Annotated in this window: 19 protein-coding genes and 2 pseudogenes; 9 read left to right on the top strand and 12 right to left on the bottom strand. The window is 68.4% G+C overall.

All coding sequences use genetic code 11. From position 1 onward, the window contains the following. Window positions 1–4: 4 nt before the first annotated feature. The 6 genes from J7024_RS01260 to J7024_RS01235 all read right to left on the bottom strand — a co-directional run bounded on the left by J7024_RS01260 (window position 5) and on the right by J7024_RS01235 (window position 6,664). Window positions 5–1,048, bottom strand: a complete 1,044-nt coding sequence (locus J7024_RS01260) for a LacI family DNA-binding transcriptional regulator (RefSeq protein WP_175760640.1) — start codon at window positions 1,046–1,048, stop codon at window positions 5–7. A 358-nt stretch (window positions 1,049–1,406) separates the two neighbouring features. Further along, window positions 1,407–2,372 (bottom strand): NAD(P)-dependent oxidoreductase, encoded by a 966-nt coding sequence (locus J7024_RS01255; protein WP_124830449.1) that lies wholly within the window; start codon window positions 2,370–2,372, stop codon window positions 1,407–1,409. Window positions 2,373–2,376: 4 nt separating this feature from the next. Continuing rightward, window positions 2,377–3,657, bottom strand: a complete 1,281-nt coding sequence (locus tag J7024_RS01250) for an MFS transporter (RefSeq protein ID WP_124830450.1) — start codon at window positions 3,655–3,657, stop codon at window positions 2,377–2,379. 164 nt (window positions 3,658–3,821) lie between these two features. Then, complete coding sequence (locus J7024_RS01245) at window positions 3,822–4,814, bottom strand: sugar kinase (protein WP_124830451.1); 993 nt, start codon at window positions 4,812–4,814, stop codon at window positions 3,822–3,824. Between the two features lie 28 nt (window positions 4,815–4,842). Next, on the bottom strand, window positions 4,843–5,607 hold the full coding sequence (locus J7024_RS01240) for a TIM barrel protein (RefSeq protein WP_175760644.1): 765 nt from the start codon (window positions 5,605–5,607) through the stop codon (window positions 4,843–4,845). A gap of 163 nt (window positions 5,608–5,770) precedes the next feature. After that, window positions 5,771–6,664 carry a LysR family transcriptional regulator gene (locus J7024_RS01235; RefSeq protein WP_124830453.1) on the bottom strand — a complete coding sequence of 298 codons (894 nt, stop codon included), beginning with the start codon at window positions 6,662–6,664 and terminating at the stop codon, window positions 5,771–5,773. Window positions 6,665–6,775: 111 nt separating this feature from the next. Here J7024_RS01235 and J7024_RS01230 point away from each other — a divergent pair, with 111 nt between their 5' ends. Together J7024_RS01230 and J7024_RS01225 are read left to right on the top strand one after the other, a co-directional pair. Continuing rightward, complete coding sequence (locus J7024_RS01230; RefSeq protein WP_124830454.1) at window positions 6,776–7,843, top strand: YeiH family protein; 1,068 nt, start codon at window positions 6,776–6,778, stop codon at window positions 7,841–7,843. A 115-nt stretch (window positions 7,844–7,958) separates the two neighbouring features. Next, window positions 7,959–9,692, top strand: a complete 1,734-nt coding sequence (locus J7024_RS01225; RefSeq protein ID WP_199568439.1) for a ClcB-like voltage-gated chloride channel protein — start codon at window positions 7,959–7,961, stop codon at window positions 9,690–9,692. A 92-nt stretch (window positions 9,693–9,784) separates the two neighbouring features. Here the strand turns inward: J7024_RS01225 and J7024_RS01220 are convergent, their stop codons facing one another. Then, the gene (locus J7024_RS01220) at window positions 9,785–10,405 is read right to left on the bottom strand and encodes a TetR/AcrR family transcriptional regulator (RefSeq protein ID WP_124830457.1); all 621 of its coding nucleotides are present in this window, start codon (window positions 10,403–10,405) and stop codon (window positions 9,785–9,787) included. Between the two features lie 192 nt (window positions 10,406–10,597). Here J7024_RS01220 and J7024_RS01215 point away from each other — a divergent pair, with 192 nt between their 5' ends. The 4 genes from J7024_RS01215 to J7024_RS01200 all read left to right on the top strand — a co-directional run bounded on the left by J7024_RS01215 (window position 10,598) and on the right by J7024_RS01200 (window position 17,597). Next, complete coding sequence (locus tag J7024_RS01215) at window positions 10,598–11,707, top strand: efflux RND transporter periplasmic adaptor subunit (protein ID WP_124830458.1); 1,110 nt, start codon at window positions 10,598–10,600, stop codon at window positions 11,705–11,707. Further along, window positions 11,704–14,853, top strand: coding sequence for an efflux RND transporter permease subunit (locus J7024_RS01210; RefSeq protein ID WP_124830459.1), 3,150 nt, complete (start codon window positions 11,704–11,706; stop codon window positions 14,851–14,853). Before J7024_RS01215 ends, J7024_RS01210 begins: the two co-directional genes overlap by 4 nt. Window positions 14,854–14,855: 2 nt before the next feature. Then, on the top strand, window positions 14,856–16,436 hold the full coding sequence (locus tag J7024_RS01205) for an efflux transporter outer membrane subunit (protein ID WP_124830460.1): 1,581 nt from the start codon (window positions 14,856–14,858) through the stop codon (window positions 16,434–16,436). Between the two features lie 132 nt (window positions 16,437–16,568). Then, complete coding sequence (locus J7024_RS01200) at window positions 16,569–17,597, top strand: MerR family transcriptional regulator (protein WP_124830461.1); 1,029 nt, start codon at window positions 16,569–16,571, stop codon at window positions 17,595–17,597. Between the two features lie 131 nt (window positions 17,598–17,728). On the opposite strand, the gene J7024_RS01195 is transcribed toward J7024_RS01200, so the two are convergent. Together J7024_RS01195 and J7024_RS01190 are read right to left on the bottom strand one after the other, a co-directional pair. Next, the gene (locus tag J7024_RS01195; RefSeq protein WP_124830462.1) at window positions 17,729–18,256 is read right to left on the bottom strand and encodes a M949_RS01915 family surface polysaccharide biosynthesis protein; all 528 of its coding nucleotides are present in this window, start codon (window positions 18,254–18,256) and stop codon (window positions 17,729–17,731) included. Between the two features lie 80 nt (window positions 18,257–18,336). Continuing rightward, window positions 18,337–19,720, bottom strand: a pseudogene (locus J7024_RS01190) (sigma-54 interaction domain-containing protein). A 223-nt stretch (window positions 19,721–19,943) separates the two neighbouring features. Between J7024_RS01190 and J7024_RS01185 the strand changes: the two are divergent. The 3 genes and pseudogenes from J7024_RS01185 (at window position 19,944) to J7024_RS01175 (ending at window position 23,373) form a co-directional block, all read left to right on the top strand. Then, window positions 19,944–20,855, top strand: coding sequence for an MBL fold metallo-hydrolase (locus J7024_RS01185; protein ID WP_261323848.1), 912 nt, complete (start codon window positions 19,944–19,946; stop codon window positions 20,853–20,855). Between the two features lie 29 nt (window positions 20,856–20,884). Continuing rightward, entirely contained in the window at window positions 20,885–22,552 is a 1,668-nt protein-coding gene (locus tag J7024_RS01180; protein WP_124830465.1) for a bifunctional protein tyrosine phosphatase family protein/NAD(P)/FAD-dependent oxidoreductase, read from the top strand. Window positions 22,553–22,568: 16 nt separating this feature from the next. Then, window positions 22,569–23,373 (top strand): annotated as a pseudogene (locus J7024_RS01175) (sulfite exporter TauE/SafE family protein). Between the two features lie 86 nt (window positions 23,374–23,459). Here J7024_RS01175 and J7024_RS01170 read toward each other — a convergent pair. Genes J7024_RS01170 through J7024_RS01160 form a run of 3 tightly spaced genes read right to left on the bottom strand, consistent with a single transcriptional unit; the run spans window position 23,460 to window position 26,364 of the window. After that, window positions 23,460–24,281 carry an ABC transporter permease subunit gene (locus tag J7024_RS01170; RefSeq protein WP_096505189.1) on the bottom strand — a complete coding sequence of 274 codons (822 nt, stop codon included), beginning with the start codon at window positions 24,279–24,281 and terminating at the stop codon, window positions 23,460–23,462. Further along, a complete protein-coding gene (locus tag J7024_RS01165; RefSeq protein WP_124830466.1) occupies window positions 24,278–25,207 on the bottom strand; it encodes an ABC transporter permease subunit in 930 nt (309 codons plus the stop codon). Before J7024_RS01165 ends, J7024_RS01170 begins: the two co-directional genes overlap by 4 nt. Further along, complete coding sequence (locus J7024_RS01160; RefSeq protein ID WP_124830467.1) at window positions 25,204–26,364, bottom strand: ABC transporter ATP-binding protein; 1,161 nt, start codon at window positions 26,362–26,364, stop codon at window positions 25,204–25,206. Before J7024_RS01160 ends, J7024_RS01165 begins: the two co-directional genes overlap by 4 nt. Window positions 26,365–26,411: the final 47 nt, after the last annotated feature.

Here is a 26,411-nt window from a genome sequence, read left to right as displayed (position 1 = left end):
ATACTCAGCTTGCCGTCGACGCGCGCGCAATCAGCTCGCCCGGCAGCATCGCGACGCGCACGTCGCCGGCCGCGCCGTCGATGCGTTCGTGCACGAATTCGACGGCTTTGTAGCCGATTTCGTAGGTCGGCTGGCGGATCGTCGTGATGCCGATCAACTCGGCCCACTCGGGATCGTCGATCGACAGCAGCGCGGCCTTTGCCTGCCACGCGGCACCGAAACGCGCGCGCAGATGGCGCGCGATCGCGAGCGCGACCGGCGCGTTCGCGGCGAACAGCGCCGCGCGCACGCCGCGTTGCGTCGCAGCGTCGATGCGCGCGTCGAGGTCGGCGAGCGCCGCCGCGGCCGCATCGGGTTCGTTCAGGTCGAGTACGACCGTCGGCGGCACCGGCAGCCCGCGCGCGTCGAGTGTCGCGCGGAATGCGGCCTCGCGCACGCGCCGCGAACTGACCTGCTCGAACGGCTGCACGACGAAATGGATCGCATCGAAGCCGCGCTCGATCAGGTGCGTGAGCGCCGTCTCGATCGCATCGGCGTTGTCGAGGCCGATCAGGTCGGCCTCGAAGCCCTCGACGGTCCGATCGACGAGCACGGCCGGAATACCGCCGCCGCGCAGCGGGCGCAGCACTTCCTCTTCGGCGCCGAGCGCGTTGACGATCAGCCCTTCGACGCGATACGTCGTGAGCAGTTGCAGGAAGCGCCGCTCCATCTCGACTTCGTTCGCCGCGTGACAGATCAGCGGCATGTAGCCGAGCGCGTGACAGGCGGCCTCGACGCCCTGCAGCACTTCGACGGTATAGGGATTGGTCAGGTCGGCCGCGAGCATGCCGAGCAGCCGGTTACGACCGCGCTTGAGCCCGCGCGCCATCTGGTTCGGCCGGTAATTGAGCCGGGCGATCGCCGCCTCGATCCGCTGGCGCAGATCGGCGGACAGCACGTGCGTCTCGCCGTTCAGGTAGCGAGAAACGCTGGTCTTGCCCGTGCCGGCCTCGCGCGCGACGTCGCTGATCGTCGCCGGACGCTGCGTGGTAAGTTGCGAATCGGTCAAGTCGTGCCTCGCGACGGTCGATCCGCGCCGCTTCATGTGCGGACGGACTTTGTTGTTGGATACGAAAGCCACCCGGCGCGCGCCGCTGTCGATCAGCGTCGGCGCTTCAGCGCCCATGCCGATCCGATGCTGTGCGATCGACCGAAGCCGGCGCATTCGCGCCCGACCCGGTCATCTGCTGCAACGAACAACGGCCGGCCGCACCGGATCTGGCACGGATGCCCGTCGCCGGAGGCCGTTGGCAAGGTGGGCCGGGCCGCGGATGCGACGAGCGGGCGATCATAACGCAGCCTGCCCTCCCGTACCAATACTACCGACTCTAACGGGGCCGGCAGCCTCGCCGGCCGGCCGTCGGCGCTCAGGCGCGCGCGAGCGCGTCGGGATTGACGAGATTCGTGCGCAGCGTGCCGGCGAGCGCGCCGACCAGGTTTTCAGCGGCGCAGCGCGCCATCGCGTGGCGCGTCTCGTGCGTCGCCGAGCCGATATGCGGCAGCGCGACGACGTTGCGCATCTGCAGCAGCGGCGAATCCGCCGGCAACGGCTCCTTCTCGAACACGTCGAGCCCCGCACCGCGGATCGTCCCCGCGCGCAGCGCTTCGATCAGCGCGGCCTCGTCGACCACCGGCCCGCGCGATGCGTTGATCAGGATCGCGCCGCGCTTCATCTTCGCGAATTCGGCCGCGCCGATCATATGATGCGTTTGCGGCGACAGCGGCACCTGCAGGCACACGAAATCCGACTGCGCGAGCAATGCGTCGAGCGTCACACGGCGCGCGCCGTACTGCGTCTCGGCTTCCTCGTGCGCGGACCGGTTCGCATACAGCACCTGCATCCGGAAGCCGAGCGCCGCACGGCGCGCGACCGCCCCGCCGATGCGCCCGAGCCCGACGATGCCGAGCGTCTTGCCCTGCACGTCGGTGCCGTACAGATCGGGGCCGATGCTGCGATGCCAGTGGCCCGCCTTCACCCACTCCGCCAGTTCGACCACCCGCCGCGCGGACGCGAGGATCAGCGAGAACACAGTGTCGGCGGTCGATTCGGTCAGCACATCGGGCGTATGCGCGAGCACGATGCCGCGCCGCGTCAGGTCGTCGACGTCGAAGTTGTCGTAGCCGACCGAGATCGTCGACCAGGCCTTCAGCCGCGGCGCGCGATCGAGCATCTCGGGTGTGACCTTCAGGCTCGCGCCGATCGCGCCGTCCGCGTCACCGAGCGCATCGGCGAGCGCGTCGGCACCGTCGGCCTGCACGACCTCCGCATGCTCGCGCAGGTACGCGAGAACGTCATCGGGCAGCGGCTTGTACGCGACGATACGAGGCTTCATCGTTTCATTTTCCTTGCAGCGGCGCCGCGAGCGAGTGCTCGTCGCGCGCCTGGGGTTTGACGGACAGCGTGAGGATCACCGCGGCGACGAGCGCGACGCTCATGAACGCATACGATGCGACGGGCGACCCGGTCGCGCCGTTCAGGTAGCCGACGAAGTACGAGCCGACGAACGAGCCGAGCGCGCCCATGCTGTTGATCAGCGCCATCGCGCCGCCGGCGACGTTCTTCGGCAGCAGCTCCGGCACGATCGCGAAGAACGGGCCGTACGGGGCATACATCGCGGCGCCCGCGACGACGAGCAGCGCATACGAGATCCAGAAATGCGACGAGCCGAGCGCATACGACGCGGCGAATGCGGCAGCACCAACCAGCAGGAACGGCCACACGAAACCGCGGCGCGAGCCGACCTTATCCGACGCCCACGATGCGACGAGCATTGCGATCGTCGCCGCCAGATACGGCAGCGCCGACAGCCAGCCGGTCGCGACCATCCCGAGCGCGGAGCCGTTCTTGACGATCGACGGCAGCCACAGCACGAAGCCGTACACGCCGATGCTCCAGCAGAAGTACTGTGCGCACAGCTTGATCACGGCCGGCGAGCGGAACGCCTCGCCGTAGTTGCGCATCGGCTTGATCGCCGCCTGTTCGGCCGCGAGCGCCGCGTCGAGGTCGCGTTTTTCCTGTGCGGTGAGCCACGGCGATTCGGCCGGCTTGTCCTGCACGAGGAACCACCAGCACACGGCCCAGATCACGGCCGGCACGCCTTCGGCGATGAACATGTGGCGCCAGCCGAATTCGTGGACCAGATAACCGGACACGACCGACATCCACAACACCGTCACCGGGTTGCCGAGGATCAGGAACGTGTTCGCGCGCGAGCGCTCGTTCTTCGTGAACCAGTTGCTGATGTAGATCAGCATCGCGGGCATCACGGCCGCTTCGACGACGCCGAGCACGAACCGGATCGCCATCAGCGACGGGATGTTGCTGACGATGCCCGTGAGCGCCGCGCAGCCGCCCCACAGCACGAGGCTGACGAACACGAGCTTCTTGACGCTGCGGCGCTCCGCATAGATCGCGCCCGGGATCTGGAAGAAGAAGTAGCCGAGGAAGAACAGCGCACCGATCAGCGACGACAGACCCTTGCTGATCCCGAGGTCCTGGTTGATGCCGGCCGCCGCCGCGAACCCGTAGTTCGCGCGGTCGAGGTAAGCGAGGCTATAGGTGATGAAGACGATCGGCATGATCGTCCACCAGCGTCGGGCTGCAAGATTGGCTGCCATCAGAGTGTCTCCTTGGGTGATCGGAGTGGGCGGGTCAAACGCCCGGCTCCGCTCCCGTCCTTTGGGAATCGACCGGCGGCGGCGCGGCGGCGCCGGATCCGGCCTCATGCAAAACCGTGCACGAAGCACGATATGGGTCCGCGGATTGTGCCGTGCCCGGCCTCTCATTGCGCGGTGACGGTTTCCTCCAGGCGACCGGCGCGATCGCCGGCGTTTTCGAGCCGATCGAGTGCCGCACGCGTCGGCAGGCCTTCCGAATCGCCGATCACCTGGATCGCCAGCGCCCCGATGCGGTTGCCGCGCGCGACGGCCTGCTCGACGGAGCGGCCTTCCAGCAGCGCGCTGACCACACCGACCGCGAAGCCGTCGCCGGCCCCGACCGTGTCGACCACGTTCGCGACGCGCTCGCCCGCCACCGTGCCCTCGCGGTCGTCGGCCGTGCGGAAGTACGCACCTTCGGCGCCCAGCTTGATCACCACGCCGCGCGCACCTTGCGCCAGGTAAAAGCCCGCGATATCGGCCGGCGTGTCGTGCCCGGTGAGTTGCCGCCCTTCGGCCAGACCCGGCAGCACCCAGTCGGCGAGCGCCGCCAGCGCGTTCAGCGTCTTCGCCATCACGTCGGCGGACGGCCACAGCGTCGGGCGCAGGTTCGGGTCGAACGAGATCGTCTTGCCGGCCGCGCGCATCTCGCGTGCGAGGCGGAACGCGAGTTCGCACGACGTCGCGGAGATCGCCGGCGCGACACCCGTCAGGTGCAGGTGGCGCGCGCCGAGCACGTAGTCGGCCACGTAGTCGTCGCACGACAGGTGGCTCGCGGCCGAGCCCTTGCGGAAATATTCGACAGTCGGGTCGCTGCCGTCGTTGTTGCGCGACTTCAGCTGGAAGCCGGTCGGATAGCGCGGATCGACGGTCACGCACGACGCATCGATGCCTTCGCGCGCCAGCGTGTCGAGCACGTAGCCGCCGAACGAATCGCGGCCGACCCGGCTCATCCAGCCGACCCGGAAGCCGAGCCGCGACAGGCCGATCGCCACGTTCAGGTCCGCGCCCGCGATCCGTTTCGTGAATTGCGCCGCGTGCGCGAGGTGGCCTGGCTCGGCGGCGACGAACATCGCCATCGCTTCGCCGTAGGTCACGACATCGAGTGCTACTTTCATGACTGAATTCCTCCGTGTCCTTACGGTCTCACGCGGCGGCGAGCCACGCGACGCGCCGGCCGGCGTCGCCCGCCAGGTCGGCCGCATCGAACGGGAACTCGATGCCGCGCGGCGCCGCTTGCGGCAAGGCCGCGAGCACGCCCGTGACGAGCGGATCGCCCGGCGCCGGGGCCACCGCGAAACGGCGTGCGCCCTCGCCAACGACTGCCTTGCAATGAATGTATTCCACATGCGGCGCAAGCGCCTGTGCGCACGCGAGCGGCGCTTCGCCCGGCCACTGCCAGTTGCCGATATCGAACGTCATGCCGACCGCATCCGGCATGCCCGCGTCGCTCAACGCGGCGAACAGCCCGCGGAACTGCGCGAGCGCGCCGCCCACCGGCAGTTGGCCGTTCTCGACCACCACGCGGGCCCGCGCGCCGCGCGACAGCGCGACGAGATCGGCCGCGTGCGCGTCGCCAGCGAAGCCGCCGAGCTGGAATTTGACGAAGCGCGCGCCGAGTGCGTCGGCTTCCACGAGCGTGTCGCGCAACGCGTCGGCATCGAGCGCGCCCGTTTCGGTGTACAGCGTGGCCGGCGTCGAGTAGACCGACCACAGCCCGTGCGCGGCGAGTTCCGCGCCGAGCGCGGCCAGCGCGCCCGGCGTCGCGTCGTCGTCCGACGCGAACAACTCGCGCCGCACCTCGAAACCGGTCGCGCCGGACGCCGCCGCGGTCTCGATGAATGCTCGGTGGCCCTGCTGGCGCACGCGGTCCATTCCGAATGCACTCGCCACGATCACGATGTCTGCCATTTCTCGCCCTTTTTTCCTGAAATGGAACCGGTTCCATTCGTTTGAGACGGATGGTGCGCTTCGCCTTTGGCGTGCGCCATAGAGGAAATCCCTAGGCCGGACCGTCGTGCAAGTACGCGCCAGCCGACGCGCATCCGGCGTTCCCGGGCCGCGCTCGGCCCGCTTATCCGGCGTCGTGCGTGAGGCTCATCTCGAGGAACTGGACAGCCACGCGCGATGGCGCGGCGCCGTGCGGCACGAGAATCGAGAAATGACGCGTGAGCGGCTCGGGCGCCAGCGAACGCGCCACCAGCGCTGCATCCTGATGGCGCAGCGACATCGCGGACACGAAACCGACGCCCATCCCCGCGCGCACGGCCTCCTTCACGGCCTCGACGCCCGAAATCTCGAACGCGACGCGCATCGGCGCGCCGCCGTGCGCGAACGCACGCTCGACGAGCTGGCGCACGCCGGAGCCCTCCTCGCGCAACACGAGCGGATGCGCGGCGAGTGCGCCGAGCGTGACGCCCGCGTCGTACCCGGGGGCGGCGAGCGGATGCCCGGCCGGCACGATCGCGACGATCTCGTCCTCGTGCCACGCATGCACGGCGGTGCCGGGCGGCAGCGCCTCGCCGGGCGGCCCTTCGATCATCGCGATGTCGAGCGATGCCAGCGCGGCGACCACGTCGGCCGTGTTGCCGCTCATCGTCTGGATTGCCACGCGCGGCGCGCGCGGCTGGAATGCCGCGATCAGGTACGGCAGCAGATAGCTGGCCGGTGTGGTGCTCGCACCGATTCGCAGCGTGCCGGCGTCGAGCCCGCGCACCGCGTCGCGAAACGCGCGCGCCTGCGCGAAGGTGTCGCGCTGCGCCTTCGCGTATTGCGCGAGCTGTTCGCCCACCGGCGTCAGCCGGATGCCGCGGCCGTCGCGCTGGTACAGCGGCTCGCCGAACTCCTCCTGCAGCAGGCGCAACTGGCCCGATACGGCCGGCTGCGACAGATGCAGCGCTACGGCGGCATGGCTGATGTTCAGGTGTTCGGCAACGGCGGCGAACGTTATCAGTTGATCCGGGGTCATTGGGTTGAATTATCGGATTTCCGGATATTTTACGTCACAAATCACAATTTTTCATATCGATATAACCAAATTAGGATTAGGACATCGCAACATGCTTCATAGGGTGCCTCCATGTCCACTGCCCCGACTCCCCATCTTGACCGCGCCGCGCCGTCGATGCGCGGCCAGTTGAACGGCGTGCTGTTCGTCGCGTTGTTCGCCGCCGCCGTTACCAGCCTGTCGCAACTGCCCGCCATCGCCGGGCTCGGCCTGTCGCCGCTGATCGTCGGGATCATCGCCGGCGCGCTGTACGGCAACGCGTTGCGCGACGGCATGCCGGCAAGCTGGGCAGCCGGCGTCAATTTTTCCGCGCGCAAGCTGCTGCGCATCGCGGTCGCGTTCTTCGGCTTGCGCGTGAGCCTGCAGGAAATCGCGCAGGTCGGCCTGCCGGGCCTCACGGTGTCGGTGCTGGTGGTCGTCAGCACGCTCGTGATCGGCACCTGGGTCGGCATGAAGGTGATGAAGCTCGATCGCGACGCAGCACTGCTGACCGCCGCCGGCAGCGCGATCTGCGGCGCGGCCGCGGTGCTCGCATTCGAGTCGACGCTGCAGTCGAAGCCGCACCAGAGCGCGATGGCCGTCGGTAGCGTCGTGCTGTTCGGCACGCTGTCGATGTTCCTGTATCCGCTCGCGTATCACGCCGGCCTGCTCGATCTCGACCCCGCCGGCCTCGGCCTGTTCTTCGGCGGCACGATCCACGAGGTCGCGCAGGTGGTCGGCGCCGCAAGCGACATCAGCCCGCAGGTCACGCACGTCGCAACGATCGTCAAGATGACGCGCGTGATGCTGCTGGTGCCGGTGCTGCTCACGCTCGGCTGGTGGCTCGCCCGCTCCGCACGGGCAACCGCCGACAGCACGCAGGGCAAGCGCAAGGTGGCCGTGCCCTGGTTCGCTCTCGGCTTCCTCGGCTTCGTGATCGTCAACTCGCTGAACGTGCTGCCTGCCGACGCCACGCATACGCTGAACGTGCTCGATACCTTCGCGCTGACGATGGCGATGACGGCCCTGGGCATCGAAACCCGCGTATCGCAGATCCGTGAGGCCGGCCCCCGCGCGCTGACCACCGGCCTGATCCTGTATGTGTGGCTGATCGCCGGCGGCTACGGCATCACGCTCGCCGTGCAGCACTGGCTTGGCTGAGCCGCACGCCCACGCCGCGACAAGCGCCGCGCCCGACGGGGAAGTCCCGCGGGCGCGGCGCAGTGCTATGCTTCGCGACGGTTTCCCTCGTCCTCTTTTCCGCTCTCTTTCAGCCGTGCTCTCGTTCCTGCTGAAGCTGCGCACTCGCGCCCAAACGCTGTTCCGCCTGTCGGACGCCCATACGATGCTGATCTGGTCGGCCATCGTCGGCGTCGGCGGCGCCTTCGCCACGATGGCGTTTCGCGAAGGCATCGACCTGATGCAGCACCTGATCTCGGGGCACAGCGGCAGCTTCGTGCAGATGGCGAGAAGCCTGCCGTGGTACGTGCGGTTCTGGATGCCGGCCGCGGGCGGCTTCCTCGCCGGCTGCGTGCTGCTGCTCGCGACACGCGGCGACAGGAAATCCGGCAAGACCGACTACATGGAAGCCGTCGCGCTCGGCGACGGCATCGTGCCCGTACGGCAGAGCCTGTGGCGCAGCGTGTCGTCGCTGCTGACCATCGGCAGCGGCGGCTCGATCGGCCGCGAAGGCCCGATGGTGCAACTCGCGGCGCTCGCCGCGTCGCTGGTCGGCCGCTTTGCGCACTTCGATCCGCCGCGCCTGCGCCTGCTCGTCGCGTGCGGCGCCGCGGCCGGCATCACGTCGGCGTACAACGCGCCGATCGCAGGCGCGTTCTTCGTGTCCGAAATCGTGCTCGGCACGATCGCGATGGAAAGCTTCGGGCCGATGGTCGTCGCGTCGGTCGTCGCGAACATCGTGATGCGCGAATTCGCCGGCTACCGGCCGCCTTACGAGATGCCGGTGTTCCCGGCCGTCACCGGCCCCGAGGTGCTGCTGTTCGTCGTGCTCGGCGCGCTGTGCGGCGTGCTCGCGCCGCAGTTCCTGCACCTGCTCGACGCGTCGAAGAACCAGTTCAAGCGGCTGCCCGTGCCGCTGCCGGTACGGCTCGCGATCGGCGGCCTCGTCGTCGGCGTGATTTCGGTGTGGATTCCGGACGTGTGGGGCAACGGCTACAGCGTCGTGAACCACATCCTGCATTCGCCGTGGACCTGGCAGGCGCTCGTCGCGGTGCTGGTGTTCAAGATCGTCGCGACCGCCGCGACGGCCGGCTCCGGCGCGGTCGGCGGCGTCTTCACGCCGACGCTGTTCGTCGGTGCGGTGTTCGGCTCGCTGTTCGGGCTCGCGATGAACACGCTGTGGCCGGGCCACACGTCCGCGTACTTCGCGTATGCGATGGTCGGGATGGGTGCGTTCATGGCAGGCGCCACGCAGGCGCCGCTGATGGCGATCCTGATGATCTTCGAGATGACGTTGAGCTACCAGGTCGTGCTGCCGCTGCTGGTGTCGTGCGTGTTCGCGTATTTCGTCGCGCGTGCGACGGGCACGACGTCGATGTACGAGATCACGCTGCGTCATCACCAGGACGCGGAAGAACGGGTGCGCCTGCGCACCACGCAGATGCGCCAGTTGATCCAGCCCGCGCAGACGGTCGTGCCGCTTACCGCGAGCGTGGCCGACATGACGCGCGTGTTTCTCGAATATCCGGTGAAGTATCTGTACGTGACCGACGACACCGGGCGCTTTCGCGGCGCGGTCGCGCTGAAGGACATCACGTCCGACCTGCTCGACAAGCGCGACACGACCGACAAGACGGCCGCGCACTACGTGCATACGCCGTTTCCGCTGCTCACGCCCGACATGCCGCTCGCGACCGCGCTCGAACGTTTCATGGCGTTCCAGGGCGAACGGCTGCCGGTGATCGAAAGCGAAGCCGAGCCGACGCTCGCGGGCGTGGTCTACAAGACCTCGCTGCTCGACGCGTACCGGCGGATGACGGGCGAGCGCTGACGGGCTCGGTGCACGCGACCCGGTGTTGCATGCGCTGCGCCCCGCATCCTCGGCGAACACCCCCCTACACTACGCGCCGCGCGCCTGAACGCTCAGTCCGGCGCGCGCCCCAGCACGACCCGTGCGAAGAACCCTGCGAGCACCGATTCGGCCGCGTCGGCCGACACGTGCTGCGGATCAGCTGTGTAAAACGACTGCACGCCGTCGCACAGGCACATCAGGCCGAACGCGAGCGTCTCGGCCGGCAACAGCAGCGGCGTGCCCGCGCGCTCGGCGAAGCGCTGGATGAATTCGGCCATCTGCAGCCGCTTGCCGTGCAGGAACTGATTGAAGCGCACGCGAAACTTCGCGTCGCGCGCCGCCTGCAGCTTTGCCTCGCCCCACAGCAGCGAATATTCGTCGTCGCGAAACAGCGTCCGGTAGTACGCGAGCGCCATCGACTCCATCTGCTCGCGCGGGCCGCCTCCCTCGAAGATCGCTTCGAAATCGGCCCGTACCGAATCATGGTCGCGCGCGAGCAGTTCGAGCAGCAGCTCCGACTTGCTGCGGAAATTCGAATAGAACGCGCCGCGTGTATAGCCGGCTGCCGCCGCGATGTCCTCGACGCTCGCGGCGACATAGCCTTTCTTCATAAAAATCCTGTGTGCGGCATTCAGCAGACGTTCGCGCGTCTGGTCCCTGCTCTGCTCGCGAGTTAGGCGCTGTGGTTTCATGTCGCGCAGTCTAGCACCAACTCCCTTTCGGATTCATTTTTGCATTTGGATACATGTGTGTATTAGAATCCACCGCAGTTTCCGAACGACCTCGTTCGGCTCTGTTCGTGCGCGCCGAGGCCGGCGCCACTCGGGGCAAGCGCCCGTCGCGCTTGCCGGCTTCGTTCCGCTCACACCTGATCTGGGGGTTTCGTGAATCGCTCCGGTTCCCGCGCCGCGCTGCTGCTCGGCGCCGCGCTCGTCCTCGCCGCCTGCCATCCGAAGGAGGCCGCGCCGCCCGCGCCGCGCCCCGTCGTCGCGCTGCCAGCGCATGCCGACGATGCAGCGCCCGCGCACACGCTGCCCGGCGAGATCCAGCCGCGCTACGCGACGCCGCTGTCGTTCCGCATCGCAGGCAAGATCGTCGAGCGCAAGGTGCGGCTCGGCGATACGGTAAAGGCCGGCCAGGTCGTCGCACTGCTCGATCCGTCCGACGTCGAGAAGAACGCCGCGAGCGCGCAGGCGCAGCTCGATGCCGCGTCGCACGGCCTCGCGTTCGCGAAACAGCAGCTCGACCGCGATCGCGCGCAGGCGCGCGAGAACCTGATCGCGACCGCACAGCTCGAGCAGACCGAGAACAGCTACACGTCGGCGCTTGCGCAGCGCGACCAGGCGCAGCAGCAGCTCGCGCTCGCGAAGAACCAGCTCCGCTATGCGACGCTCGTCGCCGATCACGCGGGCACCATCACCGCCGAACAGGCCGACACCGGCCAGAACGTGTCGGCCGGCCAGGCCGTCTACCAGCTCGCCTGGTCGGGCGACGTCGACGTCGTCAGCGACGTGCCCGAGGCCGCGCTCGCGTCGCTCGCGCCCGGTCACGCGGCCAGCATCACGCTGCCGTCGCTGCCGGGCCGCCAGTTCGCGGCCAAGGTGCGCGAAATCGCACCGGCCGCCGATCCGCAAAGCCGCACGTATCGCGTGAAACTCACGCTCGCCGCGCCCGATCCGGCCGTCCGTCTCGGGATGACCGCGAACGTCGCGTTCGACGGCGCGCCGGCCGCCGGCAACGCAGTGACCATCACGCTGCCCGCGACCGCGCTGTTCCATGACGGCCCGCATCCGGCCGTATGGATCGTGCGCGCGAAGGACGACACGCTCGAGCTGCGCCGTGTCGACGTCGCGCGCTTCAACGAACGCACCGTCACCGTGTCGCACGGGCTGCAGCCGGGCGAGCGCGTCGTGCTGCAGGGCGTGCACACGGTCAGCGCGGGGGAGAAAGTGCGCGCGATCGCGCCGCTGCATCCGGAGGACTTCGCGTCATGAGCGGCTCCCGTGAAGAAGGCCGGTTCAACCTGTCGGCGTGGGCGCTGCGCCACCAGGCGCTGGTCGTCTACTTGATCGCGCTCGCGACGCTCGCGGGCATCCTCGCGTACACCCGCCTCGCGCAATCCGAAGACCCGCCGTTCACGTTCCGCGTGATGGTGATCCGCACGTTCTGGCCCGGCGCGAGCGCGCGCCAGGTGCAGGAGCAGGTGACCGACCGGATCGGCCGCAAGCTGCAGGAAACGCCGGCCATCGACTTCCTGCGCAGCTATTCGCGCCCCGGCGAATCGCTGATCTTCTTCACGATGAAGGATTCGGCGCCCGTGAAGGACGTGCCCGAGACCTGGTACCAGATCCGCAAGAAGGTCGGCGACATCGGCTATACGCTGCCGTCAGGCGTGCAGGGCCCGTTCTTCAACGACGAGTTCGGCGACGTCTACACCAACATCTGGACGCTCGAAGGCGACGGCTTCACGCCCGCGCAGCTTCACGATTACGCGGACCAGTTGCGCACGGTGCTGTTGCGCGTGCCGGGCGTCGGCAAGGTCGACTACTTCGGCGACCCCGACCAGCGCATCTTCATCGAGGCCGACAACGCGCAGCTCACGCGCCTCGGCATCTCGCCGCAACAGCTCGGACAGGCGATCAACGCGCAGAACGACATCTCGTCGGCCGGCGCGCTGACCACCGCCGACGATCGCGTGTTCGTGCGGCCGAGCGGCCAGTTCGACAACGTCGCGGCGATCGCCGACACGCTGATCCGTATCAACGGCCGCACGTTCCGGCTTGGCGACCTGGCCACCGTGAAGCGCGGCTACGACGATCCGCCCGTCACGCAGATGCGTGCGAACGGTCATGCGGTGCTCGGCATCGGCGTGACGATGCAGCCCGGCGGCGACGTGATCCGGCTCGGCAAGGCGCTCGACGCCGAATCGAAGGATCTGCAGGCGCAATTGCCGGCCGGCCTGAAGCTGACGCTGGTGTCGAGCATGCCGCATGCGGTGGCGCATTCGGTCGACGACTTCCTCGAAGCCGTCGCCGAAGCGGTCGCGATCGTGCTGGTCGTGAGCCTCGTGTCGCTCGGGCTGCGCACCGGAATGGTCGTGGTGATCTCGATTCCGGTCGTGCTCGCCGTCACCGCGCTCTTCATGTACCTGTTCGACATCGGGCTGCACAAGGTGTCGCTCGGCACGCTGGTGCTCGCGCTCGGGCTGCTCGTCGACGATGCGATCATCGCGGTCGAGATGATGGCCGTGAAGCTCGAGCAGGGCTACAGCCGCGCCCGCGCCGCCGCGTTCGCCTACACCAGCACCGCGTTTCCGATGCTGACCGGCACGCTCGTCACGGTATCGGGCTTCCTGCCGATCGCCCTCGCGAAATCGAGCACCGGCGAATACACGCGCTCGATCTTCGAGGTGTCGGCGATCGCGCTGATCGCGTCGTGGTTCGCGGCCGTCGTGCTGATTCCGCTGCTCGGCTATCACCTGCTGCCCGAGCGCAAGAAGCACGCGCACGAGGCGCATCTGCCGGACGATCACGAGCACGACATCTACGACACGCGCTTCTACACGCGGCTGCGCGGCTGGATCGACTGGTGCATCGAGCGGCGCTTCGTCGTGCTGCTGATCACCGGCGCCCTCTTCGTCGTCGCGCTGATGGGCTTCACGCTCGTGCCGCAGCAGTTCTTCCCGAGCTCCGACCGTCCCGAGCTGCTGGTCGACCTGCGGCTGCCCGAAGGCGCGTCGTTCGCGGCGACGCTGCGCGAAACGGAGCGCCTGGAAAAGGTGCTCGACAGGCGACCCGAGATCGATCATTCGGTGAACTTCGTCGGCAGCGGCGCACCGCGCTTCTACCTGCCGCTCGACCAGCAGCTTCAGTTGCCGAACTTCTCGCAGTTCGTCGTCACCGCGAAATCGGTCGAGGATCGCGAAAAGCTCGCGACCTGGCTCGAAACCACGCTGCGCAACCAGTTTCCGGCCGTGCGCTGGCGCCTGTCGCGGCTCGAGAACGGGCCGCCCGTCGGCTACCCGGTGCAGTTCCGCGTGAGCGGCGACGATATTGCAACGGTACGCTCGATCGCCGAGAAGGTGGCGGCGACGATGCGCGGCGACGCGCGCGCGGTCAACGTGCAGTTCGACTGGGACGAGCCCGCCGAGCGCTCGGTGCGCTTCGAGCTCGACCAGAAGAAGGCGCGCGAGTTGAACGTCACGTCGCAGGACGTGTCGAGCTTCCTCGCGATGACCCTGTCCGGCACCACCGTCACGCAGTATCGCGAACGCGACAAGCTGATCGCGGTGGATCTGCGCGCGCCGCGCGCGGACCGCGTCGATCCGGCCCGGCTCGCGGGCCTCGCGATGCCGACGCCGAACGGTCCGGTGCCGCTCGGCTCGCTCGGCCGCTTCACGCCGACGCTCGAATACGGTGTCGTGTGGGAGCGCGACCGCCAGCCGACCATCACCGTGCAGTCCGACGTGCGCGCCGGCGCGCAGGGCATCGACGTGACGCATGCGATCGACGCGAAGCTGAATGCGTTGCGTGCGCAACTGCCGGTCGGCTATCAGATCAACATCGGCGGGTCGGTCGAGGAAAGCGCGAAAGCGCAGGCATCGATCAACGCGCAGATGCCGCTGATGGCGATCGCCGTGTTCACGCTGCTGATGATCCAGTTGCAGAGCTTCTCGCGCGTGCTGATGGTCGTGCTCACCGCGCCGCTCGGCCTGATCGGCGTGGTCGGCACGCTGCTGCTGTTCGGCCAGCCGTTCGGCTTCGTCGCGATGCTCGGTGTGATCGCGATGTTCGGGATCATCATGCGCAACTCGGTGATTCTGGTCGACCAGATCGAGCAGGACATCGCCGCCGGCCACGGACGCTTCGACGCGATCGTCGGCGCGACCGTGCGACGCTTCCGACCGATCACGCTGACCGCCGCGGCCGCCGTGCTCGCGCTGATCCCGCTGCTGCGCTCGAACTTCTTCGGGCCGATGGCCACCGCGCTGATGGGCGGGATCACGAGCGCGACCGTGCTGACGCTGTTCTACCTGCCCGCGCTGTACGCCACGTGGTTCCGCGTAAAGCGCGACGAACGCGATCCGCGCGACGGCCCGCCCACCGACGGCAGCACGCCTGCCGCGCCGTCGGGAGCCTGATCATGGAATTGTCGATGAACCTGAAAACGAAGGCCGCACGGGCGCTCGCGGCCGCGACCCTCGCCGGCCCGCTCGCCGGCTGCGCATGGTTCGCGCCGAGCGGCGAGCCGCCCCCGATGCCGTCGCCCGCCCACTACGGCGCCACGCCGCAAGTGCAGCAGACGGTTGCCGCGCAAGGCGTCGCGCAGCAGTTCGAGGTCGGCGCGCAACCCGTGCCCGACTGGTGGACGCAGTACCGCTCCGATGCGCTGAACGCGCTCGTCGACGAAGGGCTGCGCAACAGCCCGACGCTCGGCGCGGCGTCGCATTCGCTCGATGCCGCGCGCGAACAGTTGCGCGGGCAGATCGGCAGTTCGATGCTGCCGTCGATCGATGCGGGCGGGCAGGCCACGCGCCAGCGCGCGCTGGGCGTACCGATTCCGGCGCTCGGCGCGCCGACGCTGCTGTACGACACCTTCGTCGGACAACTGCAGGCGAGCTACACGATCGACCTGTTCGGCGCGGCGCGCTTCGCGAACCGCGCGCTCGCCAAACGCGTCGACGTCAGCGCGTTCCAGCTCGAATCGGCGCGGCGCGCGCTCGCCGCGAACATCGTCACCGCATCGATCACGGTCTCGGTGCTCAACGCGCAGATCGCGACGACCGAGCGGCTCGTCGCGCTCGCGAACGACCAGGCGCACGACGCGCAGCGCCGCTATGCGCTCGGTTCGGCATCGCGCAGCGACGCGCTGACCGCGCAGCAGAGCGCGGACACGTTCGCGGCCAGCCTGCCCGCGCTGCGCCAGCAGCGTGACTCGGCGCGCCATGCGCTCGCTGTGCTGATCGGCCGTACCCCCGACCAACCGCCCGCCGATCTCACGCTCGCCGACCTGCACCTGCCCACGCAGGTGCCCGTGGTCGTGCCGTCGGTCCTGCTACAAAGCCGCCCCGACGTCCAGGCCGCCGATGCGGGGCTGAAGGCGGCCGCCGCCGAAGTCGGCGTCGCGACCGCGCAGATGTTCCCGCAACTGTCGCTGTCGGCGGCGCTGGGCAAAGGCGGCTTCAGCTGGCCGGCGATGCTGTCGGGCGCCGGCGCGATCTGGAACGTCGGTGCGTCGCTGAGCCAGCCGCTGTTCCACGGCGGTGCACTGCTCGCGCAGCGCCGGGCGGCCAAGGCGACCTACGAGGCCGCGGTCGACCAGTACAAGCAGACCGTGCTGGCCGCGTTCCAGAACGTCGCCGATTCGCTCGCCGCGCTGGAGCACGATGCGGAAGCGCTCGATGCGTCGTCGCGCGCCGCGCTGTCCGCGCGCGGCGCCTACGACGACGCGGCCGCCCGCGTGCGGCTCGGCGCGTTGCCGCCGTCGGCCGCGCGTGCGAGCGAACTGCAGTACCGCAATGCGCGGCTCGACGAGATCCGCGCGACCGGCGCGCGCTTCGCCGACACCGCGCGGCTCTACCAGGCGATGGGCACGTCGCCGGTCGCCCCGGCCGGCAACGCCGCGAAGGCCGGGAAAGCCGACGCAGCCGGCAACGTGGATCAAAACACCCCCGGCGCCCAGGCAAGCACGGGCATACCCGACGCGCCGCCGTCACCGCAATAACGACATCACGCGCCCTTCGTGTCGGGCCGACGGCGCGCGGAGCCACCCCGCGCGCCGATGTGCGATCTTCCGCTTGACCCTCACGTAGCGTAACGTTCGAGACTCCAGTGTGCGCACCGAACGGAGGACACCATGCGGCTGAAAGTGGGAGAACTGGCGAAGCGGAGCGGACTGACCGTCCGCACGCTTCATCACTATCACGCGATCGGCTTGCTGACGCCTTCGGCGCGTGCCGACAACGGCTACCGGCTGTACGACCGCGACGACATCGCCCGGCTCCACAAGATCCAGACCCTGCGTCGCTTCGGACTGTCGCTCGCCGAAATCGGCGACCACCTGAACCAGCCCGGCACGCCGCTCGTCGAGCTCGTCGCTAAGCAGATCGCGTCGCTCGACCACCAGCTTGCGCAAACCGCGCAGCTGCGCGAACGGCTCGTGCATCTGCACGCGCAGCTCGCCGCGGGCGCGGAGCCGGAGCTGGCCGACTGGCTCATCACACTGGAGTTGATGACCGTGTACGACCAATATTTTTCCGAGGAAGAACTCGCGCGCCTGCCGATGTACCGCAAGAGCCAGACCGGCGACGCGGAATGGATCGCGCTCGTCGCCGACGTGCGGGCACTGCACGACGCGGGCGTGCCGCCCGAGGACGAGCAAGCGCGCGCGCTCGCCGATCGCTGGATGACGCTGCTCGTGCGCGACACGAACAACGATCCGCGCCTGCTGGCCAAGCTGAACCTGATGCACGAGCGCGAGCCGTCGATGCAGGCGCAGATCGGCATCTCGACCGGGTTGCGCGACTATGTGCTGAAAGCGGTGGCCGAGACCAAGATGCGGATCTTCGAGACGTATCTGGCGCCGGACGAAATCCGTTTCATGCGAGCGCACTATGGCGAGCGCGCGATGGAGTGGCCGCAGTTGATGGCGGACGCGCGCGATGCGATCGAGGCCGGTGCACAGCCCGATTCGCCGGAAGGCCGTGCGCTCGCGAAACGCTGGCTCGACCTGTTCTGCAGCTATGCTGGCCACGATCCCGCCACGCATGCGAAATTCCGCAAGGCGATGATGACCGAGCCGGTGCTGACGAAGGACGCATGGGTCGACGGCACGCTGCTCGGCTTCATGCGCGAGGCGATGGCGCAACTCGCGCCCGCACGCTGATCGCACGACGTCGACGTCGCGGACGGCGCGTGGCGGTTTCGCGCGCCGCCCGGCGAGCCGTCGTGTCGGAGCACTGTCGTCGCACCCTCAGCGTGATCGACATGCACTGAACCACCCGCCAGCCCGGGCACTCAACGATAGTCCTGCAGGCTGATCGCATGCCAGTGCTTCGTCATGTAGCGCAGGAACACGGGCTGCGCCTTCAGGTCCGCACTCGGCGCGGGTGCCGCACCGCCGTCCATGAACTTGCCTTTGACCGTGACGGTCTCCTCGCCGCGCAGCACGTATTTCGTCCCCTGGTCGATCAGGAAGTACTTGACCTGGTCCGCGCTGACGTCGCCGCGGCAGCCAATCTTGTATGCGAACAGGAACTGCTTGCGACCGTTGCCGAGCAGGTCGGTCATCTCGACCGAAGCCGGCACGACGTCGAGGATGACGTCGACCGGGCATTCCTTCACATAGTCGCGCACCGTCCAGTCGGGCCGGCCGTCGAGTGTCGCGGATACCTTGAGCTGCACGTCGTCGCCGGACTCGGTCCGGGCGAATGTCACCGCATGCGCGCCCAGCGCATCGGTCCACGCATATTCGGCAGCCTGCGCCGGGTTGGCCAGCGCAGCGGCGGCCAGAAACATGCAGCGGGAAAGGAGATGGCTCTTCATCGGCGATGACGTTGGAATCGAACGCGCCATTATCGACAAAGCCGCCTGTGGCCGCCAGGTACCACGACGCTACGCTGCGCTCACCCGCCGCGCATCCCGATCCCGAGCGCCTTCATCCGCCGATACAGCGTCCGCTCGCTCATCCCGACGTGCTCGGCCAGCGCCTTGCGCGTGCCTTCGAACGTGCCGGCAATGCGCACGAGCTCCGCGTCCGGCATGCCGCGCGATTCCGCCGCGCGCGTGCGCGGCGCCGCCGATGCCGCGACCAGCTCGGCCGGCAGATGCTCGACGCGAATCGTCCCGTCGTCCGCGAACAGGCACGCGCGCTCGAGCACGTTGCGCAGCTCGCGGATGTTGCCGGGCCACGCGTACGCGTCGAGGCACGCGCGTGCGCGCTCGCTCAGCACGAACGGCCGCGCCCCGGCATCGCCCGCGCCGGCGCGCGCATTCGCGATCCGCCGCAGGATCGATTCGGCCAGCAGCGCCACGTCGCCGCGCCGTTCGCGCAGCGCGGGCAGCGGAATCGGAAACGCGTTGATCCGGTAGTACAGGTCCTGTCGGAACCGGCCGTCGTCGATCATCTCGCGCAGCGGCTTGTGCGTCGCCGCGACGAGCCGGAAATCCGCGCGCAGCGCCTCGACGCCGCCGACGCGCCGGAACGTCCCTCGACTCGATCAGCCGCAGCAGCTTCACCTGCATCGGCAGCGGCACGTCGCCGATCTCGTCGAGAAACAGCGGTCCGCCCTGCGCGGTCTCGACGAGGCCCGGCTTGCGCTGGTTCGCGCCGGTAAAGGCGCCCTTCTCGTAGCCGAACAGCTCACTTTCGAACAGCGTCTCGGCGATCCCCGAGCAATCGACGACCACGAACGGCCCCATCGCGCGATCGCTCGCCTCGTGCAACGCCCGTGCGAACAATTCCTTGCCGGTGCCTGACTCGCCGAGCAGCAGCACGGGCAGCGTCGACGGCGCGACCCGCTGCAGCGCGCCGAGCGCCGCATTGAACGCGTCGGCGCCGCCGACGAGCCCTTCCGCGCTCGGCTGCGCCGACGCACTGCGCACCGTCGTCAGCCGCTCGACGTATGCGATCACGGTGCCGCTCGCATCGAAGATCGGCCGCAGTTCGACGTCGACGTGCTCGGGGCCGCGCGGCGTATGGTGGATGTGCAGCACGCGGTTCAGGCTGCGCGATTCGCGCGCCTGCTTCATCGGGCAATGCTCGCCGGCCTGGTCGCACGGCACGTCGTAGTGATGCGACACCTGGAAGCAGTGCCGGCCCACGTGCTCGACGCCCGCCACGCCGAACTGGCGACGATACGCATCGTTCGCTGCGAGGATGCGGTAATCGGGATCGACGACGATCATCGGCTGCGGGTCGTGCTCGAGATACGCGACGAGCGCGCGCACGTCGGGCATCACATCGCGCGGCGGCGCGGGAACGATCGGAATGGTGTCGTGCGGATGCATGCGGAGGCTCGAAAGCGGATGACCGGACGGGCTGCCAGGTCGACTGCCAATTCTGCCACGACACTGCCAGAAGTGGCAGTCCACATGGGCAGCAGCGCGCCCCCAGCCGTGGCAGATCGTCTCGATCGCATCGAAAAGTCGAGCCAAATCAATTACCTGCTACATCTTCGTGCACGACGTTGCCGATTGGCACGCTTCTTGATCATGAGATTCCCGATTGCAGATGCAGAACCCGATCGAGGACATTCCCGTGAGCCCTACTCCCACGCTGTCGGTCGAAGGCTTTTTCGACCCGGCGACCCACACCGTCAGTTATCTGCTGCTCGATACGGCGAGCCGCGCGTGCGCGTTGATCGACAGCGTGCTCGACTACGATCCGAAATCCGGCCGCACGCACACGGCCAGCGCCGACCGGTTGATCGCGCGCGTCGCCGAACTCGGCGCGACCGTGCACTGGCTACTGGAGACGCACGTGCATGCCGACCATCTGTCGGCCGCGCCGTACCTGAAGGCGCACGTCGGCGGCCGGATCGCGATCGGCTCGCACGTGCGCCGCGTGCAGCACGTGTTCGGCACGCTGTTCAACGCCGGCCCCGGCTTCGCGCAGGACGGCAGCCAGTTCGACCGGCTCGTCGACGACGGCGACACGCTCGCGCTCGGCACGCTGACGATCCGCGCGCTGCACACGCCGGGCCATACGCCCGCGTGCCTGACCTACTGCGTCGACGACGCGACGCGGCGCGCGGCCTTCGTCGGCGACACGCTGTTCATGCCCGACTACGGCACGGCCCGCTGCGACTTCCCCGGCGGCGACGCACGCACGCTGTACCGCTCGATCGCACGCGTGCTGGCATTGCCGCCGGACACGCGCCTGTATCTGTGCCACGACTACCAGCCGGGCGGTCGCGACGTGCAGTACGTGACGACCGTCGCCGAGCAGCGCCGCGCGAACGTGCACGTGAAGGACGGCGTGACCGAGGACGCGTTCGTCGACATGCGCACCGCGCGCGACGCGACGCTCGACATGCCCGTGCTGATGCTGCCGTCCGTGCAGGTCAACATGCGCGCCGGCCACCTGCCCGAACCCGAAAACAATGGCGTGCGCTACCTGAAGATCCCGCTCGACGCGATCTAAGCCGCAGCCGCGACCGGAGAATCCCCGACATGAACATCCGCAAGCTGACCGACACGCTGTCGGTCTCACCCCAGATCGCCGCGACCGACCTGCCCGCGCTGCGTGCGGTCGGCATCCGCGCGATCATCTGCAACCGCCCCGACGGCGAAGGCGCCGACCAGCCGACCGTCGCCGAGATCCGCACCGCCGCCGCGCCGCTCGGCATCGCCGTGCATTACCTGCCCGTCGATACGGGCAAGGTCACCGACGACCAGGCCGCGCAGTTCGGCGCGCTCGTCGCGTCGCTCGCCGGCCCGCTACTCGCGTACTGCCGCAGCGGCACGCGCTCGGCGACGCTGTGGGCGCTGTCGCAAGCCGGCCTGCGCCCGCTGAACGACATCGTCGCGACGGCCGCCGCGGCCGGCTACGACCTCAGCGCACTCGCGTCGCGCCTCGTACAGGGCGGCCGGTACGCCGCGCCGGCCGTCGACGCGCGGCACGACATCGTGATCGTCGGTGCGGGCGCGGCCGGCGTCGCGGTCGCATCGAGCCTGCTCGCACGCGACGCGTCGCTCGATATCGCGGTGATCGACCCGGCCGATACCCACTACTACCAGCCCGGCTGGACGATGGTCGGGGCCGGCGTGTTCCAGCCGGAAACGACCGCGCGCCGGATTGCCGACCTGCTGCCGCGCGGCGTGAAATGGATCCAGGCCGCCGTCGCCGGCTTCGAACCCGACGCGCACACGGTCGTGCTCGACGGCTGCCGGCGCATCGGCTACCGCAAACTCGTCGTGTGCCCGGGGCTCAAGCTCGACTGGCACGCGATCGACGGTCTCGCCGACACGCTCGGCCGCAACGGCGTGACGTCGAACTACCGCTACGATCTCGCACCGTACACGTGGGAACTGGTGCAGGCGTTCCGCGGCGGCAATGCGCTTTTCACGCAGCCGCCGATGCCGATCAAGTGCGCGGGCGCGCCGCAAAAGGCGATGTACCTGTCGTGCGATCACTGGCGGCGCACCGGCCGCCTCGGCACGGCGAACGTCGAATTCCTGAACGCAGGCGGCGCGCTGTTCGGAGTCGCCGACTACGTGCCTGCGCTGATGGAGTACGTGAAAAGCTACGACATCGCGCTGTCGTTCGGCCACAACCTCGTCGCGATCGACGGGCCGGCGCGACGCGCGACGTTCACGCGCACGCTGCCCGGCGGCGGCACCGAGACCATCGAGCGCGCGTTCGACATGATCCACGTCGTGCCGCCGCAGAAGGCGCCCGATTTCGTGCGCGCGAGCCCGCTTGCCGACGCGGCCGGCTGGATCGACGTCGATCCGGCGACGCTGCGCCACAAGCAGTTCGAGAGCGTATTCGCGCTCGGCGACGTCACCAATACGACCAACGCGAAAACCGCCGCGGCCGCCCGCAAGCAGGCGCCCGTCGTCGCGCACAACGTGCTCGCGTCGCTCGGCCGCGCGCAAGGCCATGCCACTTACGACGGCTACGGCTCGTGCCCGCTCACCGTCGAGCGCGGCAAGATCGTGCTCGCGGAATTCCTGTACGGCGGCAAGGTCGCGCCGACGTTCCCCTCCTGGCTGATCGACGGCAAGCGCCCGTCGCGGCTGGCATGGCTGCTCAAGGAGCGCGTGCTGCCGCCGATCTACTGGAAGGCGATGCTCAAGGGCCGTGAATGGCTTGCGAAACCCGCGATCGCACGTTGACCCACCGGATGACGCCATGCTGATTTCCCTCGTACTGGGCGGCTTCGTCGGCGCCGTGCTCGGCCTCACCGGCGCGGGCGGCGGCATTCTCGCGGTGCCCGCGCTCGTCGTCGGGATGGGCTGGCCGATGCAGCAGGCCACGCCCGTCGCGCTCGTCGCGGTGGCGGGCAGCGCCGCGCTCGGTGCGCTCGAAGGCTTTCGCCGCGGGCTCGTGCGCTACCGCGCGGCGCTGCTGATGGCCGTGGCAGGCGTGCCGCTCACGACGCTCGGCGTGAAGCTCGCGCACGTGCTGCCGCAACACGTGCTGCTGGCGTTGTTCGCGCTGACGATGCTGGTCGTCGCTGTCCGCCTGCTGCGGCAGGCGCTGCGCAACGCGCCCGGCGACGCGGACGAGTCGCGGCTGTGCGTCGGCCGCGTGAATCCCGACACGGCCGGCTGGCGTCCTGGCCGGTCGGTCTTCGCGCTCGCGTCGACCGGCGCGGTGACGGGCCTGGATGACGGGGCTGCTCGGCGTCGGCGGCGGGTTCGTGATCGTGCCGATGCTGCGCAAGTTCACGAACGTGTCGATGCCCGGCGTGGTCGCGACGTCGCTGATGGTGATCGCGCTGGTCGGCACCGGCGGCGTGTTCGCGACGCTGGTGTCGGGCACGCGCGCGCCGCTGGACATGATGCTGTGGTTCACGGTCGCGACGGCCATCGGCATGGCGGCCGGTCGCGGCGCGTCGCGGCATCTGTCCGCGCGACACGTGCAGGTCGGCTTCGCGGCCGTCCTCGTGTGCGTCGCGCTCGGGCTGCTGGCGAAGGCCGCATTCGGCGCGTAACCTCCAACCTGCATCGGCCAGACAAAACGCCCGGCCCGACTGATCGTCGGCGCCGGGCGTTTTTCGTTGCGTCGGCAACCGGTGCGTCAGGTCGCGAACGCGGCCATCCGCTTGCGCTCCTGACGCAGCATCACGAAGTTCGCGATCACGACGCCAGCCGTCACCGCGATGATGAACAACGTCGCGAGCGCGTTCATCTCCGGATTCAGGCCGAGGCGCACGCGCGAAAACACGACGAGCGGCAGCGTCGTCGAGCCCGGGCCCGACAGGAACGCCGACAGCACGAGGTCGTCGATCGACAACGTAAACGACAGCAGCCAGCCCGCGATCAACGCCTGCGAGATCAGCGGCAGCGTGATCGTGAAGAACACCTTCAGCGGCGTCGCACCCAGATCGAGCGCGGCTTCCTCGAGCGACGGGTTCAACTCGCGCACGCGCGACTGCACGATGATTGCGACGTACGAGATGCACAGCATCACGTGGCCGAGCCAGATCGTGAACACGCCGCGCTCGGCCGGCCAGCCGATCCACTTCGCCAGTTCGATGAACAGCAGCAGCAGCGAGATCCCCTGGATCACCTCGGGAATCACGAGCGGCGCGTTGATCATCCCGCTGAACAGCGCGAAGCCGCGAAAGCGGCCCATGCGCGCGAGCACGAAGCCGGCCCACGTGCCGATGAACACCGACGCGAACGCGGTCATCACGCCGATCTTCAGCGACAGCCATGCGGCGGTCAGCAGTTCATCGTCCTGCACGAGCGCCGAGTACCAGCGCAGCGAGAAACCCGACCACACGGTGACGAGCTTCGACTCGTTGAACGAATAGACGATCAGGCTGACGATCGGGATGTACAGGAACGCGAAGCCGGCGAACAGTGCCGCGAACTGCAGGTAACGATTCGGCTTCATCGACGGCGGCCCTCCTGCTCCTTCGCCTGGAAGTGCTGGAACATCGCCATCGGCACGAGCAGCAGCAGCACCATCGCGCAGGTCACGGCCGACGCCATCGGCCAGTCGGCGTTGTTGAAGAACTCGTTCCACATCACGCGGCCGATCATCAGCGTGTTCGCGCCGCCGAGCAGTTCCGGAATCACGTACTCGCCGACCGCCGGAATGAACACCAGCAGGCAGCCCGCGATGATCCCGTTCTTCGACAGCGGCAGCGTGATCTGCACGAACGCCTTCCACGGCTTCGCGCCGAGGTCGTACGCGGCTTCGAGCAGGCGCAGGTCCATCTTCACGAGGTGCGCGTACAGCGGCATCACGAGGAACGGCAGGTACGAATAGACCATCCCGATGTACACCGCATAGTTCGTGCGATACAGCTCGATCGGCGTATGGGTGAGCCCGATCCACATCAGGAAATTGTTCAGCAGCCCGTTGTTCTTCAGGATCCCGATCCAGGCGTACACGCGGATCAGGAACGACGTCCAGAACGGCAGCATCACGCCCATCATCAGCAGGTTGCGGGACGCGGGGTTCGAGCGCGCGATGTAGTACGCCATCGGATAGCCGAGCAGCAGACACAGCAGCGTCGTGATCGCGGCCACCCAAACCGAGTTAACGTAGGTCGCGAAATACAGGCTGTCCGTAAACAGGAACGCGTAGTGCGACAGGTTCAGCGCGATGTGCACCACGCCGTCGGTGTAGGACGCGAGTTCCGTATACGGCGGAATGCCGAGCTGCAGCTCCGCGAAGCTGATCTTCACGACCAGCACGAACGGCACGAGGAAGAACAGCACGAGCCACGTGTATGGCCCCGCGACGACCGCGGAGCCGCCCGTCAGGTTGAAGCGCCGCACGGGCCATGCGAGCAGGGACTTGAGCGTGCTCATGACGTCAGCACCACGCCTGCCGTCGCGCTCCAGCGCACGTAGATTTCGTCGCCGAGCGCCGGCGTCTCGAGCTCGGTGATCGCGAGGCTCGACACGTTCGCGATCACCGTCTTGCCCGCGTCGAGCAGCACGTGATACAGCGAATAGCCGCCCATGTACGCGACGTTGCTGATCTTGCCGTGCGCCCAGTTGAACGCGCCTTCGGGCGGCTTGCGCGTGAGCGCGATCCGTTCGGGGCGCACCGACACCGTGACCGGCATCCCGAGCGGGCCCGTGATCCCGTGGCTCACGTAAAGCCGGCTCGGCAGCTCCGGCGATTCGATGTACACGTGATCGGGTTCGTCCTCGACGGTGACGCCGTCGAACAGGTTGGTCGAGCCGATGAACTCGGCCGAGAAGCGGCTGTTCGGATATTCGTAGACGTCGTTCGGCGAGCCGATCTGCACGATCTGCCCTTCGCTCATCACGGCGAGCCGGTTCGCCATCGTCATCGCTTCTTCCTGGTCGTGCGTGACCATGATGCAGGTGACGCCGACCTTCTTCAGGATGTTGACGAGCTCGATCTGCGTGCGCTGGCGAATCTGCTTGTCGAGCGCGGACATCGGCTCGTCGAGCAGCAGCACCTTCGGACGCTTCACGAGCGAACGCGCGAGCGCGACGCGCTGCTGCTGGCCGCCCGACAGCTGGTGCGGCTTGCGCTTCGCGTACTTGCCCATCTGCACGAGGTCGAGCGCCGCGGCCACACGCTCCTTCAGCTCGGCCTTCGGCGTGCCTTCCTGCTTCAGGCCGAACGCGACGTTCGATTCGACCGACATGTGCGGAAACAGCGCATACGACTGGAACATCATGTTCACGGGCCGCTTGTACGGCGGCATCTGCGCGAGGTCCTCGCCGTCGATCAGGATCTTGCCCGACGTGACCGTCTCGAGGCCCGCGAGCATCCGCAAGAGCGTCGACTTGCCGGAACCCGAACTGCCGAGCAGCGCGAACAGCTCGCCCTGGCGCACCGTGAGGTTCACGTTGCGCACCACCTCGGTCTCGCCGAATTTCTTGACGACGTCGACGATCTGGACAAAGTTCTCGGCGCGCGCATCCGCGCCGGACGAAGGAACGAAGGACGGCGCACCCGCGACCGGCGCACCCGACTGGCTATTCATGATCTGCTGCTTCTCTCCTGCGTTTGACGAAAAAGCCCCCGGGGGCA

The sequence above is a fragment of the Burkholderia sp. WTPI3 genome (assembly GCF_021483755.1).
In the GTDB taxonomy this organism is placed as follows: domain Bacteria; phylum Pseudomonadota; class Gammaproteobacteria; order Burkholderiales; family Burkholderiaceae; genus Burkholderia.
Note: the sequence above shows the minus strand (reverse complement) of the source record. Positions and strands in the feature narration are given on the sequence as shown.

Bases quoted from the DNA above. Each gene is read 5' to 3' on its own strand.
- J7024_RS01255 (WP_124830449.1), bottom strand. From the start codon at position 2,372: ATGAAGCCTCGTATCGTCGCGTACAAGCCGCTGCCCGATGACGTTCTC.
- J7024_RS01250 (WP_124830450.1), bottom strand. From the start codon at position 3,657: ATGGCAGCCAATCTTGCAGCCCGACGCTGGTGGACGATCATGCCGATC.
- J7024_RS01245 (WP_124830451.1), bottom strand. From the start codon at position 4,814: ATGAAAGTAGCACTCGATGTCGTGACCTACGGCGAAGCGATGGCGATG.
- J7024_RS01240 (WP_175760644.1), bottom strand. From the start codon at position 5,607: ATGGCAGACATCGTGATCGTGGCGAGTGCATTCGGAATGGACCGCGTG.
- J7024_RS01235 (WP_124830453.1), bottom strand. From the start codon at position 6,664: ATGACCCCGGATCAACTGATAACGTTCGCCGCCGTTGCCGAACACCTG.
- J7024_RS01230 (WP_124830454.1), top strand. From the start codon at position 6,776: ATGTCCACTGCCCCGACTCCCCATCTTGACCGCGCCGCGCCGTCGATG.
- J7024_RS01220 (WP_124830457.1), bottom strand. From the start codon at position 10,405: ATGAAACCACAGCGCCTAACTCGCGAGCAGAGCAGGGACCAGACGCGC.
- J7024_RS01210 (WP_124830459.1), top strand. From the start codon at position 11,704: ATGAGCGGCTCCCGTGAAGAAGGCCGGTTCAACCTGTCGGCGTGGGCG.
- J7024_RS01205 (WP_124830460.1), top strand. From the start codon at position 14,856: ATGGAATTGTCGATGAACCTGAAAACGAAGGCCGCACGGGCGCTCGCG.
- J7024_RS01200 (WP_124830461.1), top strand. From the start codon at position 16,569: ATGCGGCTGAAAGTGGGAGAACTGGCGAAGCGGAGCGGACTGACCGTC.
- J7024_RS01195 (WP_124830462.1), bottom strand. From the start codon at position 18,256: ATGAAGAGCCATCTCCTTTCCCGCTGCATGTTTCTGGCCGCCGCTGCG.
- J7024_RS01185 (WP_261323848.1), top strand. From the start codon at position 19,944: ATGCAGAACCCGATCGAGGACATTCCCGTGAGCCCTACTCCCACGCTG.
- J7024_RS01180 (WP_124830465.1), top strand. From the start codon at position 20,885: ATGAACATCCGCAAGCTGACCGACACGCTGTCGGTCTCACCCCAGATC.
- J7024_RS01170 (WP_096505189.1), bottom strand. From the start codon at position 24,281: ATGAAGCCGAATCGTTACCTGCAGTTCGCGGCACTGTTCGCCGGCTTC.
- J7024_RS01165 (WP_124830466.1), bottom strand. From the start codon at position 25,207: ATGAGCACGCTCAAGTCCCTGCTCGCATGGCCCGTGCGGCGCTTCAAC.
- J7024_RS01160 (WP_124830467.1), bottom strand. From the start codon at position 26,364: ATGAATAGCCAGTCGGGTGCGCCGGTCGCGGGTGCGCCGTCCTTCGTT.